The following is a 15,573-nucleotide window of genomic DNA, read 5'->3' as shown; positions in this document are numbered from 1 at the left end:
TATACCTCAGCCGAAGAGGTAGGGGTCGGCACGGTGTTCCTCACGAGGGGCGCGCGCTAGCGTGTCGATCATGACGACGAGCGAGATCATCAGGGGCGCGCGCCTCGCGGATGCACCGGCAATCGCCCGGCTCATCCGCCAGTCGAGAGCCGAGGCGATGCCCTGGCTCGCGGTCATCCACACCCTGGAGGAAGACGATGGGTGGGTTGCGGGGGTCCTGCTGCCCTCCGACGACGTGACGGTTGCGGTCAGCCCGACGGACGACGCAGTGCTTCTCGGCGTGCTCGCGCTCAGCCCCGGCTGGGTGAATCACCTCTACATCGCCACGTCGGCACAAGGCCAGGGCGTGGGATCGCGGCTGCTGCGCCTTGCGCAGGAGAGCACGGCCGAGGATCTGCAGCTCTGGGCGTTCCAGCGCAATACCCGAGCGCGCACCTTCTACGAACGGCGCGGCTTCGTCGAAGTGCGCAGCACCGACGGCGACAATGACGAGCGCGAACCCGACGTTCTCTATCGGTGGGAACTCACTCGACAACGATTGTGCGCGTTAACGTGAAATGGMCACCCAGCGTTGGGTGGCCATTTCTCGAAAGAAGTCCGGCGGTGTCCTACTCTCCCACAGGGTCCCCCCTGCAGTACCATCGGCGCTGAGAGGCTTAGCTTCCGGGTTCGGTATGGGACCGGGCGTTTCCCTCTCGCTATGGCCGCCGAAACACTATTGATGTTTCAATCGTTCAAAGCATGAGTTGTCACATCGTGTGTGACGGCTGCTGTTGCAGCTCATGCGGTTCTCGACCGTACATCGAGAACCACTCAGTGGACGCAAGCACCTAGAACGGTGTGTTATCAAATCATCGGCTTATTAGTACCGGTCAGCTTCACGTGTTGCCACGCTTCCACATCCGGCCTATCAACCCAGTAGTCTGGCTGGGAGCCTCTCGCCCGAAGGCATGGAAATCTCATCTTGAGGCCGGCTTCCCGCTTAGATGCTTTCAGCGGTTATCCATCCCGAACGTAGCTAATCAGCGGTGCTCCTGGCGGAACAACTGACACACCAGAGGTTCGTCCAACCCGGTCCTCTCGTACTAGGGTCAGATYCTCTCAAATTTCCTGCGCGCGCAGCGGATAGGGACCGAACTGTCTCACGACGTTCTAAACCCAGCTCGCGTACCGCTTTAATGGGCGAACAGCCCAACCCTTGGGACCTACTCCAGCCCCAGGATGCGACGAGCCGACATCGAGGTGCCAAACCATGCCGTCGATATGGACTCTTGGGCAAGATCAGCCTGTTATCCCCGAGGTACCTTTTATCCGTTGAGCGACAGCGCTTCCACAAGCCACTGCCGGATCACTAGTCCCGACTTTCGTCCCTGCTCGACCTGTCAGTCTCACAGTCAAGCTCCCTTGTGCACTTACACTCGACACCTGATTGCCAACCAGGTTGAGGGAACCTTTGGGCGCCTCCGTTACTTTTTGGGAGGCAACCGCCCCAGTTAAACTACCCATCAGGCACTGTCCCTGAACCGGATTACGGTTCTAAGTTAGATATCCAGAGTGACCAGAGTGGTATTTCAACAATGACTCCACCTGAACTAGCGTCCAAGCTTCACAGTCTCCCACCTATCCTACACAAGCCACACCGAACACCAATACCAAACTATAGTAAAGGTCACGGGGTCTTTCCGTCCTGCTGCGCGTAACGAGCATCTTTACTCGTAATGCAATTTCGCCGAGTTCGCGGTTGAGACAGTTGGGAAGTCGTTACGCCATTCGTGCAGGTCGGAACTTACCCGACAAGGAATTTCGCTACCTTAGGATGGTTATAGTTACCACCGCCGTTTACTGGGGCTTAAATTCTCAGCTTCGCCTTGCGGCTAACCGGTCCTCTTAACCTTCCAGCACCGGGCAGGCGTCAGTCCGTATACATCGTCTTGCGACTTGGCACGGACCTGTGTTTTTAGTAAACAGTCGCTACCCACTAGTCTCTGCGGCCTCCAAACGCTTTCGGGAGTAAATCCCTATACGCCGAAGGCCCCCCTTCTCCCGAAGTTACGGGGGCATTTTGCCGAGTTCCTTAACCACGATTCTCTCGATCTCCTTGGTATTCTCTACCTGACCACCTGAGTCGGTTTGGGGTACGGGCGGCTGGAACCTCGCGTCGATGCTTTTCTTGGCAGCATAGGATCACCCACTTTTTATCCGCATCGTGTCTCAGCCTCTGTGAGCTGCGGATTTGCCTACAGCTCGGCCTACGCACTTGCACCAGGACTACCATCGCCTGGCTTGGGCTACCTTCCTGCGTCACACCTGTTAATACGCTAACCGCCTCAGCATAGGGTCGTGTGCTAGGCCCAACGCTTCACCCCGAAGGGATCCGTCAAAGGGATTCAGACACTTAGCATTACTGGATTGGTTTGGGCGGTTCTTCGCCGGTACGGGAATATCAACCCGTTGTCCATCGACTACGCCTGTCGGCCTCGCCTTAGGTCCCGACTTACCCAGGGMAGATTAGCTTGACCCTGGAACCCTTGRTCWTTCGGMGGACGKGTTTCTCACMCGTCTTTCGCTACTCATGCCTGCATTCTCACTCGTGTAGSCTCCACSGCTGGTTYACACCGCCGCTTCGCTGSCCACACGACGCTCTCCTACCCATCAATACGGCTGGACCACGAAGGCCTACCAATAATATCAATGCCACAACTTCGGTGGCGTGCTTGAGCCCCGTTACATTGTCGGCGCGGAATCACTTGACCAGTGAGCTATTACGCACTCTTTCAAGGGTGGCTGCTTCTAAGCCAACCTCCTGGTTGTCTAAGCAACTCCACATCCTTTCCCACTTAGCACGCGCTTTGGGACCTTAGATGGTGGTCTGGGTTGTTTCCCTCTCGACTATGAAGCTTATCCCCCACAGTCTCACTGCTGCGCTCTCACTTACCGGCATTCGGAGTTTGGCTGACGTCAGTAAGCTTTTGGGCCCCATCGGCCATCCAGTAGCTCTACCTCCGGCAAGAAACACGCAACGCTGCACCTAAATGCATTTCGGAGAGAACCAGCTATCACGAAGTTTGATTGGCCTTTCACCCCTATCCACAGCTCATCCCCTCAGTTTTCAACCTAAGTGGGTTCGGTCCTCCACGACGTCTTACCGTCGCTTCAACCTGGCCATGGRTAGATCACTTCGCTTCGGGTCTAGGACATGCGACTGAATCGCCCTATTCAGACTCGCTTTCGCTACGGCTACCCCACTCGGGTTAACCTCGCCACATATCGCTAACTCGCAGGCTCATTCTTCAAAAGGCACGCTGTCACCCCTACTAAGGAGGCTCCAACGGTTTGTAAGCAMACGGTTTCAGGTACTATTTCACTCCCCTCCCGGGGTACTTTTCACCTTTCCCTCACGGTACTTGTCCGCTATCGGTCATCTGGGAGTATTTAGGCTTATCAGGTGGTCCTGACAGATTCACACGGGATTTCTCGGGCCCCGTGCTACTTGGGATACTCTTCGCGCCAAGAGAGGCATTTCGACTACGGGGTTCGCACCCTCTATGACCGGCCATTCAAAGCCGTTCGTCTATACCTTCTTGTAACGCCGGCTGCTCGGCAGAGCAGCCYGAAAAGTCCCACAACCCCGAATACGCAACTCCTGCCGGATATCACACGTACTCGGTTTAGCCTGTTCCGGTTTCGCTCGCCACTACTAACGGAATCGCGGTTGCTTTCTCTTCCTGTGGGTACTGAGATGTTTCACTTCCCCACGTTCCCTCTACCCGCCCTATATATTCAGGCGGGAGTCACTGGGTCGGCACGCCGCCCAGCGGGGTTTCCCCATTCGGAAATCCTCGGATCAAAGTGTGCTTATCCACTCCCCGAGGCTTATCGCAGATTGCTACGTCCTTCTTCGGCTCCAGATGCCAAGGCATCCACCGTTTGCTCTTAAAGATTTGAAAATCACATGAGTTCGTCTCTTCGGCCCGGATCAAAGACCCGGTATGAAATTGACTAATGATCTAAAAAGATCATCTATGTGAAATGACCACGCGTCAGAGCCACCGGCAAGCCGGTTTCTCATTCCACGAAAGTCATCTCAAAGATGCTCGCGTCCACTGTGTAGTTCTCAAAGTACGGGCGGTACCCACCCCCGCTCACCGTGTTCCGGCAAACAGAAGAAGGTCCAGAGGTTCAGCTGCCGCTTTCGCGGCACCCGGTCCCTCAGGACCCAACAGCGTGCATGTGCCGGCTCTCCCCACCCCAACGTTTCCAGCTGCAAGCAGCGTACTAAGTTCAGGAGGATCTCTCCGGCACCTTGTCAATTGTTCCACCCATGAGCTACCAGTCGAGAACGTGTGTCTCGAATCTGGCGCCTGGACACCCTCAAGAGGATGCCAGATGCTCCTTAGAAAGGAGGTGATCCAGCCGCACCTTCCGGTACGGCTACCTTGTTACGACTTAGTCCTAATTACCGATCCCACCTTCGACGGCTCCCTCCCAAAAGGGTTGGGCCACCGGCTTCAGGTGTTACCGACTTTCATGACTTGACGGGCGGTGTGTACAAGACCCGGGAACGTATTCACCGCAGCGTTGCTGATCTGCGATTACTAGCGACTCCAACTTCATGAGGTCGAGTTGCAGACCTCAATCCGAACTGGGACCGGCTTTTTGGGATTCGCTCCACCTTACGGTATTGCAGCCCTTTGTACCGGCCATTGTAGCATGCGTGAAGCCCAAGACATAAGGGGCATGATGATTTGACGTCATCCCCACCTTCCTCCGAGTTGACCCCGGCAGTATCCCATGAGTTCCCACCATTACGTGCTGGCAACATAGAACGAGGGTTGCGCTCGTTGCGGGACTTAACCCAACATCTCACGACACGAGCTGACGACAACCATGCACCACCTGTATAGAGACCTTGCGGGGCGTACATTTCTGCACGTTTCCTCTATATGTCAAGCCTTGGTAAGGTTCTTCGCGTTGCATCGAATTAATCCRCATGCTCCGCCGCTTGTGCGGGTCCCCGTCAATTCCTTTGAGTTTTAGCCTTGCGGCCGTACTCCCCAGGCGGGGAACTTAATGCGTTAGCTGCGTCACGGAATCSGTGGAATGGACCCCACAACTAGTTCCCAACGTTTACGGGGTGGACTACCAGGGTATCTAAGCCTGTTTGCTCCCCACCCTTTCGCTCCTCAGCGTCAGTTACGGCCCAGAGATCTGCCTTCGCCATCGGTGTTCCTCCTGATATCTGCGCATTCCACCGCTACACCAGGAATTCCAATCTCCCCTACCGCACTCTAGTCTGCCCGTACCCACTGCAGACCCGAGGTTGAGCCTCGGGATTTCACAGCAGACGCGACAAACCGCCTACGAGCTCTTTACGCCCAATAATTCCGGATAACGCTTGCGCCCTACGTATTACCGCGGCTGCTGGCACGTAGTTAGCCGGCGCTTTTTCTGCAAGTACCGTCACTTTCGCTTCTTCCTTGCTAAAAGAGGTTTACAACCCGAAGGCCGTCGTCCCTCACGCGGCGTTGCTGCATCAGGCTTGCGCCCATTGTGCAATATTCCCCACTGCTGCCTCCCGTAGGAGTCTGGGCCGTGTCTCAGTCCCAGTGTGGCCGGTCACCCTCTCAGGCCGGCTACCCGTCGACGCCTTGGTGAGCCATTACCTCACCAACAAGCTGATAGGCCGCGAGCTCATCCCTGACCGAAATTCTTTCCAACTGCTGACCATGCGGTCGCAGCTCGTATCCGGTATTAGACGTCGTTTCCAACGCTTATCCCAGAGTCAGGGGCAGATTGCTCACGTGTTACTCACCCGTTCGCCACTGATCCAAAGAGCAAGCTCTCCTTCACCGTTCGACTTGCATGTGTTAAGCACGCCGCCAGCGTTCATCCTGAGCCAGGATCAAACTCTCCGTGAAAGAAATGTGCTGCAAACAAACCGGAATAGGTCCGTCTGAGCGAGTTTGATCTGACGATCGGATGTCATTGCTGACATCTCGTTTAATCTCAAAAGAATCTCACCGGCCAGCCGAAGCTGACCGCGAGGTTTTTTGGCAATTTGACAAGTGCACGCTGTTGAGTTCTCAAGGATCGGATGCTCCTGCGATTCAGCCTCTCGGCTTCCTCTTCAGGGCAACTTCTCTATCTTATTCTTCGTGTTCCGCTTGTCAAATCGGCGCTTTTCGATTGAAATCGAAGCGGCCGACGATGGCGTCTCACGAAGAGAATTTGTGTCCTGCAGACCGACTCTGTCCGTCGCGGGGCAACTTGTACAGCTTATGCTCTGCGCTCCACTGGGTCAAATCGGGGCGTGCGCGCCGGGCGTGTCACGCGCAGCCGGTCGCCGCTAGGGGCGCGGGAGCAGCTCGGTCCGCGTCGGGACCGCGCGATAGCCGTCGCGTGCGACCTGCACAAGCGTCGCGGTGACAGCCACCAGCACGAGGACGGCGATGGTGATGAGCAGGATGATTGCCATGACTGGCCTCCAATGGCGGGTTTTCGACAAACCCGACGCTCGTCCCTGAGGTGGCCCGTAGGCATGAGGCATAAGCCCTATCTTTCAGACGGTCGCGCCGGCTTGTCTGCGGAGAGCCGCGCCAGAAGTCAGTGCGTTCCGTGCGCCGACAGATAGGCGGCTTCGGTGCGGGTCGTCGCACCCGTCTTGCGGAGGATGTTCGACACGTGCACGCTCGCGGTCTTGGTGCTGATGAAGAGCTGCTCGGCGATCTGGCCATTGCTCAGCCCTCGCGCGACGAGATCGAGCACCTGGCGCTCGCGCTCGGTGAGAAGCGACTCGAGGGATGCGGCATCCGTCCCCCCATCGCGGTGCTCGCCGCCCACGGCGCCGACGCGACGTTCGAGTTCGGTCACGCCGTCGACGATGAGGCCCATGCCGATCGCCTCGGCCCATTCCCGTGCGGTCTGTGCGGCATTCCGCGCACCGGTGCGATCGCCGGCGTTGGCGAGCGCTTCGGCGAGGCGGAGTGCGGCATAAGGCGCGAGCTGGGCAGGGGCGATCCCCTCGCGAGTCGCGTCGACGGCGCGCTGCCAACGCGCGGGATCCGTGCCGGTGCCGCGAGGCCCCGCCAGTTCGGCATCGACGATCGCCGCATACGTGGGTGCCGCCGGCCAGCTGCTCGCGACGGCGAGCGCTGACCGCACCTCCCGTTCGAGCTCATCCGTCGAGCAAGGCTCGCCGTCCGCGCCGGACAGCGTCATCCCCGTGACGCGTGCCGCACCGAGCACTCGCGCGGCGAGAGCGATCAGCGGAAGGTCGTACGCAGGGAACGAGCGGCGCTGYGGGTCGACCAGCACCCGCACCTCTTCCCAGGCCTCGCGGGTCTCGCCGCGGGCGAGCGCGAGCTCACCGCTCACGACGGCGAGACCGAGCGCGGCCTGCACATCCATCTGCCCCTGTTGCCGGAGTGAGCCGCGCCAACCGCGCAGCAGTCGCTCCGCGAGCGGGCGGTCGCCCGACCACAGCACCGCCTGCACCTTGAGGCGCCGCAGCGGCGCGCTGAAGCCGATCGGCGCGTCGAGCTCGAGCGCGCGATCGAGCATCTCGTCAGCGCGACCGGTCTGACCGAGCGCATAGAGCGGGCCGATCACGTTCGACAGCAGCATGGCCCCCGAGGTGCGCTCCACTCCCCGCTGGCGTGCGCGCTCGGCGCCTTCCTCGGCGGTGCGCACCGCCTCCTCGTAGCGACCGAGCAGGTTCAGTGCATCCGACTGGTTGACCCAGTAGCGAAGGCGGGCCGAATCGTTGCCGACGGCGAACTCCCGGGCGAGCGCGAGATCGGCGAGGCCGGCGTCGATGTCGCCGCCGGCCAATCGGGAGAAACCTCGGATGTTGGATGCCACTGACATGCGCGCTCGGTTGTCGACCGCGGTCGCCTCGGCGAAAGCCCCGTCGGCCATCTCGATGGCTTCGTCGAATCGGGCGATGAGCATGAGGCGGGCGGCCAGTTCACCGAGCACGTTCGCGCGAAGCACGCTGCGCGGCTGCCCGTCGAGCACGGCGAGCGCCTGACGCAGCAGCTCGATCGATCCGGTCTGGCCGACGTTGGCCAGGTACGACGCCTTGTGGCGCAGCAGGAGTGCGTAGGCCGCCGCGTCGGTCGGGTCGCAGAGCGAGATCGCCTCGTCGATCAGTGCGATGGCCCGCTCGCTCTCGCCCGCGTTCCGCAGCACATACGAGGTGTCGCCGAGCATCTCCACCTTGGTGCGCTCGGCGAGATCGCTCGCGTCGGTCACCTGGTCCCACAGTTCGATCGCCCGTTCGCCCATCGTGGCGGCGGTGGCGAAGGCGAACGAAGTCCTCGCCTGCTGGAAGGCTGCGATCGACGCGATGAACGCCTCGCGCACGTTGTGCGCCGCCATCCAGTGGTACGAGATCGCTGTGGCGTCCGCACCGCTGGTGCTGGACTGCGCCACCAGGGCTTGGGCGTAGCGCGTGTGGAACCGCACTCGCTCCCCCGGCAGCAGCTCATCGTGGATCGCCTCGCGCACGAGCGCGTGCCGGAATGCGTAGGCGGTGTCGTCGACCAGCAGCACGCTGGCAGCGATGGCCTCGCTGGCCGCCGCGTCGATGGCCTCGGGCGACTCGTCGCATACCGCGACGAGCAGCTCGTGCTCCACGCGCACGCCGCCGGCGGCGATCAGCCGGAGCATGCGCTGGGTGGGGTCGGTGAGCTGCTCGTAGCGAGCGAGCAGGATGTCGCGAAGCGTGTCCGGGAAGCTGTCCATGCTGCGCACCCCGCTGCAGCAGACCAGCTCCTCCACGAAGAACGGCACGCCCTCCGTGCGCAGGTAAACCTGCGCGAGCTCGTCTTCGTCGGGTGGCCCGTCGAGGATCGCGGTGGCCATCTCCCGCACCTGCCGGCGGTCGAGGCGGGCGAGCTCGAGCCGCACGACACGGCGATTGCGGTCGAGCTCGGGCAGCAAGGCCCGCAGGGCGCTGCCACGGCCGAGCTCGTCGCTGCGGAAGGTGAGCACGATCACCACTCGTGCGTCTTCGATCACCCTGATGAGAAAGCGCAGCAGCCCCAGACTCTGCGGATCGACCCAGTGGACATCTTCGATCACCAGCACGACGGGCCGGACGGCGGCGACGTTCTCGAGCACCTCGGCAACGGCGTCGTAGAGCCGGTCGGCCCCACCCCGGACGGGTGGATCGCCGACCGATGCGGTGGGACTCAGCTCAGGGAGAAGCATGGCGAGCGCGTCGCCCGCCGGACCCGAAGCGTCGAGGACCGCCGCTTCGCCCATCTCTTGTGCGAGCGACCGGAGTGCGGATTGGATCGGCGCATACGGGGGCGCGTCGCGATCGAAGTCGACGGACTGGCCGCGCAGCACGATCGCCTCCGGCGGGAGGGATCGCAGGAACTCTGCCACCAGCCGGGTCTTGCCGATGCCCGCCTCGCCACCCACCAGCACCGCTCTGGTGGAGCCCGCGGTGCTCTCGGCGTAGGCGTCGCGGAGCGCGTCGAGGTCGGCCTCCCGGCCGACCAGCGAGGGGCTGACCGTAGCTCGCATGTATTCATCGTCCCACCGTCCTCCGACAATGGGCACGGTCGAGCGCGGCGCGATCGCGATGGGGAGCGGCCCCGCCTGCGGAGCCGTCACGGGTGGGTGAGCGGCCTCGGCGCCGGGTGCCCCATGCGACGGATCCGCTGCGCGAGCCGCCGCAGACCTCGCGCGGCGGTCGACGAGGTGTCCGCACCGCGCTCGTGGGCGATACGGCGGTATTCGAGCTCCCGGAGCTGTCGCTCATCGGCGGCTTGGCGAAGGTGGACGAACGTGTCCTCGCTGACGTACATGGGTGCCTCCTCAGGCGCTTTGTCCTGAGTGACACTGCTCGCTAAGGCACCCGGCATCCATCGGGAGGATGCCGTATTTCCCTGCGCCTGCCTTGTCAGACACTGAGGCAGGCGAGCTTTCGACATGAGTCGAAGCAGCGGCATCCGCTCTTCCACATCGTGAGCTGGCGAGGGCTGCCGTGCGCGTCTAGGTTGGGCGCACCCGTCGGCTTTGCGACGGAGCAGAGGAGACAGCTCGATGCCGCACCGTTCGACTCGAGCGCGGCGCCGCGACACCGCCGCGATGCCCGGGGCCGCGCAGCCTCTTCGGCGCGGGATGCTGGTGGCCTTCGCCCTCCCCACGGTGATCCTCGGCGTGATGCACGGCCCCGAAGGCCTGATCTCGGGCGTGTACGCCGCGAATGCCGGCATCTCGCTCGGCGCGCTGGCCGTGGCGCTGCTGCTCACCAAGATGTTCGACGCGGTCACGTACCCGCTGATCGGCTATCTTTCCGACCTCACCTATTCCCGCACCGGCACGCGCCGCGGCTGGCTCATCGCGGGATGCGCGCTCTCGGTGCTGGGCGTCTGGTTCCTGCTGCGTCCGCCCTCCGGGGCGGACGTGGTCTACTTCGGGATCTGGATGGCGGTGACCTACCTCGGCTGGAAGGTCATGGAGATCCCCATCCAGGCGTGGAGCTACGGACTGTCGGCGGATTACGGGCAGCGTGCCCGCGTTCAGGGATGGCGTGGCATGGCCCAGGTCGTGGGACAGCTGCTCTTCTTCATGATCCCGTTCCTCGCACTGCAGATCGGGGTGTCGGACACCACCGAGGTGGACTTCCAGAGCCTGGGCTTGACCGCGGTCATCTGCGCCATCGCGCTGCCCCTCGCCACCGCGCTCTTCATCGTGCGGGTGCCGGCTCGGAGTGTCGATCGGCCCTTCGCACCGCCCGTGCCCGGGCCGAGGCACCGTGTGCGGGATCTCTGGGACGCCGTCCGCCGCAACCCACCTCTGCTGCGCCTGCTCGCGGCATTCCTCCCCGTCAACCTCCTCACCGGGATGAGCTCGGGACTGGCGTACCTCTACATGGACGTCTATCTGGGTATCGGCGCGGAACTGCCCGCCATCCTGGGGATCGCGCTCCTGACGAGCATCATCGGCATCCCGATCTGGACGGCGCTGTCCGGGCGCTTCGAACGTCACCGCGTGTGGGCGATCGCATTGATCCTCGGCGGCCTGGCGAGCGCATCCTTCGTCTTCATCACGCCCGGCCCTGGGGCCGCCATCGCCTGCTTCCTCCTGTTCCCGGTGGAGACGCTCGTCATCACGGGGTCGGTCGTGGTCTACACGATGTCGGCGGACATCGTCGATTTCGGCAGGCTCCACACCGGGCAGGATCACGGCGGGCTCTACGGATCGATGTTCGCCTTCCTCCAGAAGTCGCTGATCGGCGTGGCATCCGCTCTTGGACTCGCATTGATCGCCGCATTCGGGTTCGATGCCACCGCCGACGTGCAGACGACGACGGCCGCGATCGGGATCACGTTCGCGTTCGCCGTCCTGCCTGCGCTCGGTCTGTTCGGGGCAGCGGCCATCATCTGGAACTACCCGCTGAACAAGCGGCGGGTCGAAGAGATCCAGACTGCCCTGGCGGAGCGCGGCGGCACCGATGGATGACATCCCCCTGGTCGATCCCCCACTTCGTTCGATGACGCTTGCCGACGGACGACGGCTGACGTGGCAGGAATTCGGGGCGCCGGGCGGCACGCCGGCTCTCTATTTCCACGGCGGCGGAAGCACGAGTACGGAAGGCGGCATCTTCCACCGTGAAGCGGTGCGGCGCAACGTTCGGCTCATCGCGACGAACAGGCCCGGCGCCCACGGCTCGACGCTCCGGCCCGGCCGACCTGTGGCCGCCTACTCGGACGACCTGCGAGAACTGCTCGACTCCCTCGACATCGAGTCTTTCGCCTGCTTCGGGGAGTCCAACGGCGGCATGGTGACGATGGCCGTCGCCGCGACCATGCCCGCTCGGGTCACTGGTGCTGTGCCCATCAATCCCACGCTTCCTTGGTTCGACCCGGTCGCACGAAGAGTTTCGTCATCGGCCGCGGCCGTGGGGTATCGGCTGCTCCGGCATGCACCCGCGCTCGTCGCCCGGCTGGACGAGAAGACGGCGGCCCGGCGCCTGCGGGAGCGCTCCGAGCCGACGCCCGCTGCCGCCACCTCGGAGCTGGTGGGCCCGCCGCCTGGTACCGAACCTGATGTCGCCGACCTCCACCGGCGCATCGACGCGGAGCGAGCGGGAAGGCAGGCGCTCCTGGCCGAGCTGAAGTGGGCGACCTCGGACTGGGGCTTCGACCACTACGCGATCCCTGCTCCGCTCGACTTCTTCTGCGGGGTGCATGACGCCCAGGCGCCCTTCGCGCTCGTCCTCGCCGACCGCAATCCCGACGCGCGCTTCCATCACTTCTCATACGGCCACAACGGGTTCTCGCACCCGGAGGCGCGACGCCGGATCCTCGACGTCGTGGCCGGCTCCCTCGACAGCGCTGCGGAGGCCTGACCATGACCACGGGGTATTCGCACATCGTCATCGGCGCGGGAGCCATCGGCTCGGCTGCCGCGTACTGGCTGTCCGAGGCCGGCGCCGAGCGCGTCCTGGTGCTGGAGCAGTTCGACCTGGGTCACTCGCTCGGATCGTCCGGAGATCACTCGCGGATCATCCGGCGCGCCTACCACCGCGACGACTACACGAAGCTGACGGACGCCATGTTCGACGCGTGGGCACACGTCGAGGAGCGCTCCGGGCTGAAGCTCTACACGAAGACCGGCGGGATCGATCTCTCCGCCGCCGTCGGATCGGGCGCCGCGGAGATCGACGACTACCGTCGGGCGATGGATGCCGCCGCCATCGCCTACGAGGAGCTCACGGTCGACGACATCCGGGAGCGCTACCCGCAGTGGCGGGTGCCGGACGACACGATCGGGCTGTACCAGGCGGACGGCGGCATCCTCGACATCCGCAAGTCCGTCTCTGCGCACATGTCGCTCGCGCTGGCGGGCGGGGTGGAATTCCGCCCGCGCACCACGGTCACGGGCGTGCAGCTCCGGCCGCGCGGAGTCACGGTCACCACCGCCGAGGGGACGTTCGACGCCGACCACCTCGTCGTCGCGGCCGCGTCCTGGCTCGGCGATCTGATGCCCGACCTCGGGCTGTCGTTCCCGCTCACGCTCAGCCAGGAGCAGGTCGGCTACTTCACCGGGCCGAAGCTGTCCGACTTCACGCCCGACCGATTCCCGATCTGGATCCACCACGCCGAGGAGGTGCACTACGGATTCCCGGTCTACGGCGAAGCGGCGGTCAAGATCGCGCGAGACATGCGCGGCCACTTCATCTCCAGCGCCGACCGGGTGTTCGAAGGAGATGCCGAAGAGGCGCGGGTGCTCCACGCCTTCCTGGCCGAGTACCTGCCGGGGGCGGCCGGTCCGCTCCTCGCGAGCAGGACCTGCGTCTACGACATGCCCGCCGACCGGGACTTCGTGCTCGACACGGTGCCGGGGCATCCGCATGTCGCCGTCTTCAACGGCGCGGGGCACGCGGGGAAGTTCGCCAGTCTGGTCGGTCGGATCCTCGCCGACCTGCTGACCACCGGCGGCAGCGAACACGACATCACCGCGTTCCGCCTCACCCGGCCCGCTATCGTCGACCCCGACTTCGTGCCCCTGTTCCGCCTGGGATCATCGGCCACAGAGTCCGCGGTCTGAGGAGGCAGAGTGCACGACATCCGGCATCTCGACGACTACGCCGCTGTCGCAGCGCACCTGACGGCATGGCACGGGCCGGCGTTCGGCCGCCCCCACGCACTCAGCGACCCCGAGCTGTCGCCGGATGGCTCGCACGTACTCGTGGTCGGGTCGGTCCTCGAGCGGCTCGAAGGCGTCCCCGAAACGCGCCTCTTCACGATCGCGGACGGACGACTCGTGCCTGCGACGGCGGGCACGGGCGCTTCCCGCTGCGGACGGTTCTCCCCCGACGGCACCCGGTTCGCGTACCTCGCCGATCCTCAAGGGGTGGGCGACTTCCAACTTCGCATCGCGGCGGTGACCGATTCAACCGACGTCATCGAGCCCCCCGCCGTCGACGGCACCATCGAGTATCTGCACTGGTCGCCCGACGGTCAGCGGGTGCTGCTCGGCGTGGCCGGTCGTGGAGCCGAGCTCTCGGGCGGGCAGGGCTCGGGCTCGCATACGCGCCCGGCGGACGATCTGCCGTCCTGGCACCCGATCGTCGAAACCGGTACACCGGAGTGCGCGTGGCGGACCCTGTGGATCTATGAAACGCATACCGGGGCGCTCACGCCGGCGTTGCCCGAGGGTTTGAACTGCTGGGAGGCGAGCTGGTGCGGGCCGGACCGCGTTCTGGCCATCGCCGGCGACTCACCGGGCGAGGACTCCTGGTACGACGCCTCGCTGTCGATCATCGACCCGGCGACGCGCACGTCGTACGTGCTCCACTCGAGCGACGTGCAGCTCGCGCTCCCGTCTGGTTCGCCGGACGGGCACTACGCGAGCGTCGTTCAAGCGATCTGCAGCGACCGGCAGGTGGCGGCGGGAGAGCTGATCGTGCTCGACCTCGCCTCGGGCGCGCAGGTCCGTGTGGACACCCGCAGCACCGACGTGACCTCAGCCCGGTGGTTCGACGATCATCGACTGGGCTTCGTCGGTCAGCGCGGACTCGAATCCGTCCTCGGACGATTCGACGCGGCATCCGGTCGCTCTGAGGAGAACCACAGCGCGCCACGGTCCTGGGGGTACCGCTACCCCGAGGCCGCCTTCTCGGCGACGGGCGACGCGCTCGTGATCGAGGAGGCCTACCACCTGCCGCATCAGGTCGTGCGGATCGCCGACGGCGCCGCGCTGGTACTCGCGAGCGTCCAGCATGCGGGCACCGATCACCTGCTGGAGAGCTGCGGACGCGCGAAGGCCGTGTCGTGGGAGGCACCGGACGGACTGGCGATCGAGGGGATCCTCGCCCTGCCAGACGGGGACGGGCCCTTCCCTCTCGTGGTGAACATCCACGGTGGTCCGGTCTGGGCGTTCCAGGACTCCTGGTCGATGCGCTACCCCTGGGTGCCGCTGCTCGTGTCGCGCGGCTATGCGGTGCTCAGCCCCAACCCACGCGGGAGCGGAGGTCGCGGTCAGGAGTTTGCGGCACGCGTCGTCGGCGATATGGGCGGGCGGGACACCTTCGACTTCCTCGCCGGCATCGACGCCCTCGTCGCCCGGGGCATCGTCGACGCGACCCGGATCGGGCTCATCGGCGGCAGCTACGGCGGGTTCATGTCGTCCTGGCTGGTGACCCAGGATCAGCGGTTCGCCGCCGCCGTGCCCATCTCGCCGGTCACCGACTGGTACAGCCAGAGCTTCACGAGCAACGTCGCGGGCTGGGGCAAGGCCTTCCTCCGGGCCGACCCCGAAGATCCAGGGAGCGCGGCGCACACCCGCAGCCCGGTCCTTCAGGCGAGCAGGGTGCGGACGCCGTGCCTCAACGTCGCCGGTGCACGGGATCGCTCCACGCCACCCGAGCAGGCTCGCGAGTTCCATCAGGCACTCACCGCTCACGGCGTCGAGTCGGCGCTGGTCGTCTATCCCCAGGAGGGTCATGGGATCCGGAGCTACTCCGTCATGACCGACTTCCTCACCCGCGTGATCCGGTGGTTCGACCGGCATATGCCCGCGTGAGTGGCCGTCATCCGGCGCTGACTATGA

The 15,573-nt window shown here is 64.0% G+C and carries 8 protein-coding genes and 3 rRNA genes; 5 read left to right on the top strand and 6 right to left on the bottom strand.

Features of this window, described 5'->3' with window-relative positions:
• The first annotated feature begins 70 nt into the window (after positions 1–70).
• Entirely contained in the window at positions 71–556 is a 486-nt protein-coding gene (locus tag ACXJ3V_RS15645; RefSeq protein WP_457101256.1) for an N-acetyltransferase family protein, read from the top strand.
• Positions 557–595: 39 nt separating this feature from the next.
• On the opposite strand, the gene rrf is transcribed toward ACXJ3V_RS15645, so the two are convergent.
• The 6 genes from rrf to ACXJ3V_RS15615 all read right to left on the bottom strand — a co-directional run bounded on the left by rrf (position 596) and on the right by ACXJ3V_RS15615 (position 9,818).
• Positions 596–712 (bottom strand): 5S ribosomal RNA (rrf, locus tag ACXJ3V_RS15640).
• A gap of 130 nt (positions 713–842) precedes the next feature.
• Positions 843–3,947 (bottom strand): 23S ribosomal RNA (locus ACXJ3V_RS15635).
• A gap of 450 nt (positions 3,948–4,397) precedes the next feature.
• Positions 4,398–5,918: ribosomal RNA gene (locus ACXJ3V_RS15630) — 16S ribosomal RNA — on the bottom strand.
• Together the 16S, 23S and 5S rRNA genes form the textbook arrangement of a ribosomal RNA operon.
• 428 nt (positions 5,919–6,346) lie before the next feature.
• Positions 6,347–6,475 (bottom strand): hypothetical protein, encoded by a 129-nt coding sequence (locus tag ACXJ3V_RS15625; protein WP_457101255.1) that lies wholly within the window; start codon positions 6,473–6,475, stop codon positions 6,347–6,349.
• A 128-nt stretch (positions 6,476–6,603) separates the two neighbouring features.
• Positions 6,604–9,534 carry a helix-turn-helix transcriptional regulator gene (locus ACXJ3V_RS15620; RefSeq protein WP_457101254.1) on the bottom strand — a complete coding sequence of 977 codons (2,931 nt, stop codon included), beginning with the start codon at positions 9,532–9,534 and terminating at the stop codon, positions 6,604–6,606.
• A gap of 86 nt (positions 9,535–9,620) precedes the next feature.
• Positions 9,621–9,818 (bottom strand): hypothetical protein, encoded by a 198-nt coding sequence (locus tag ACXJ3V_RS15615; protein WP_457101253.1) that lies wholly within the window; start codon positions 9,816–9,818, stop codon positions 9,621–9,623.
• Between the two features lie 238 nt (positions 9,819–10,056).
• On the opposite strand from ACXJ3V_RS15615, the gene ACXJ3V_RS15610 reads away from it, so the two are divergent.
• Genes ACXJ3V_RS15610 through ACXJ3V_RS15595 form a run of 4 tightly spaced genes read left to right on the top strand, consistent with a single transcriptional unit; the run spans position 10,057 to position 15,546 of the window.
• On the top strand, positions 10,057–11,478 hold the full coding sequence (locus ACXJ3V_RS15610; RefSeq protein WP_457101252.1) for an MFS transporter: 1,422 nt from the start codon (positions 10,057–10,059) through the stop codon (positions 11,476–11,478).
• Complete coding sequence (locus tag ACXJ3V_RS15605) at positions 11,471–12,367, top strand: alpha/beta fold hydrolase (protein WP_457101251.1); 897 nt, start codon at positions 11,471–11,473, stop codon at positions 12,365–12,367. The genes ACXJ3V_RS15610 and ACXJ3V_RS15605 overlap by 8 nt, the downstream gene beginning before the upstream one ends.
• Positions 12,368–12,369: 2 nt before the next feature.
• Entirely contained in the window at positions 12,370–13,569 is a 1,200-nt protein-coding gene (solA, locus tag ACXJ3V_RS15600) for an N-methyl-L-tryptophan oxidase (protein WP_457101250.1), read from the top strand.
• A gap of 9 nt (positions 13,570–13,578) precedes the next feature.
• Entirely contained in the window at positions 13,579–15,546 is a 1,968-nt protein-coding gene (locus ACXJ3V_RS15595; protein WP_457101249.1) for an alpha/beta fold hydrolase, read from the top strand.
• Positions 15,547–15,573 lie beyond the last annotated feature (27 nt).

The sequence above is a fragment of the Microbacterium sp. P5_E9 genome (assembly GCF_054049175.1).
The sequence above is the reverse complement of the archived record's forward strand: the minus strand, read 5'-3'. Positions and strand labels throughout refer to the sequence as shown.

What these genes read in the sequence shown, in the direction of transcription:
- ACXJ3V_RS15645 (WP_457101256.1), top strand. Translation starts at nt 71, where the DNA reads ATGACGACGAGCGAGATCATCAGGGGCGCGCGCCTCGCGGATGCACCG.
- ACXJ3V_RS15625 (WP_457101255.1), bottom strand. Translation starts at nt 6,475, where the DNA reads ATGGCAATCATCCTGCTCATCACCATCGCCGTCCTCGTGCTGGTGGCT.
- ACXJ3V_RS15615 (WP_457101253.1), bottom strand. Translation starts at nt 9,818, where the DNA reads ATGTACGTCAGCGAGGACACGTTCGTCCACCTTCGCCAAGCCGCCGAT.
- ACXJ3V_RS15610 (WP_457101252.1), top strand. Translation starts at nt 10,057, where the DNA reads ATGCCGCACCGTTCGACTCGAGCGCGGCGCCGCGACACCGCCGCGATG.
- ACXJ3V_RS15605 (WP_457101251.1), top strand. Translation starts at nt 11,471, where the DNA reads ATGGATGACATCCCCCTGGTCGATCCCCCACTTCGTTCGATGACGCTT.
- solA (WP_457101250.1), top strand. Translation starts at nt 12,370, where the DNA reads ATGACCACGGGGTATTCGCACATCGTCATCGGCGCGGGAGCCATCGGC.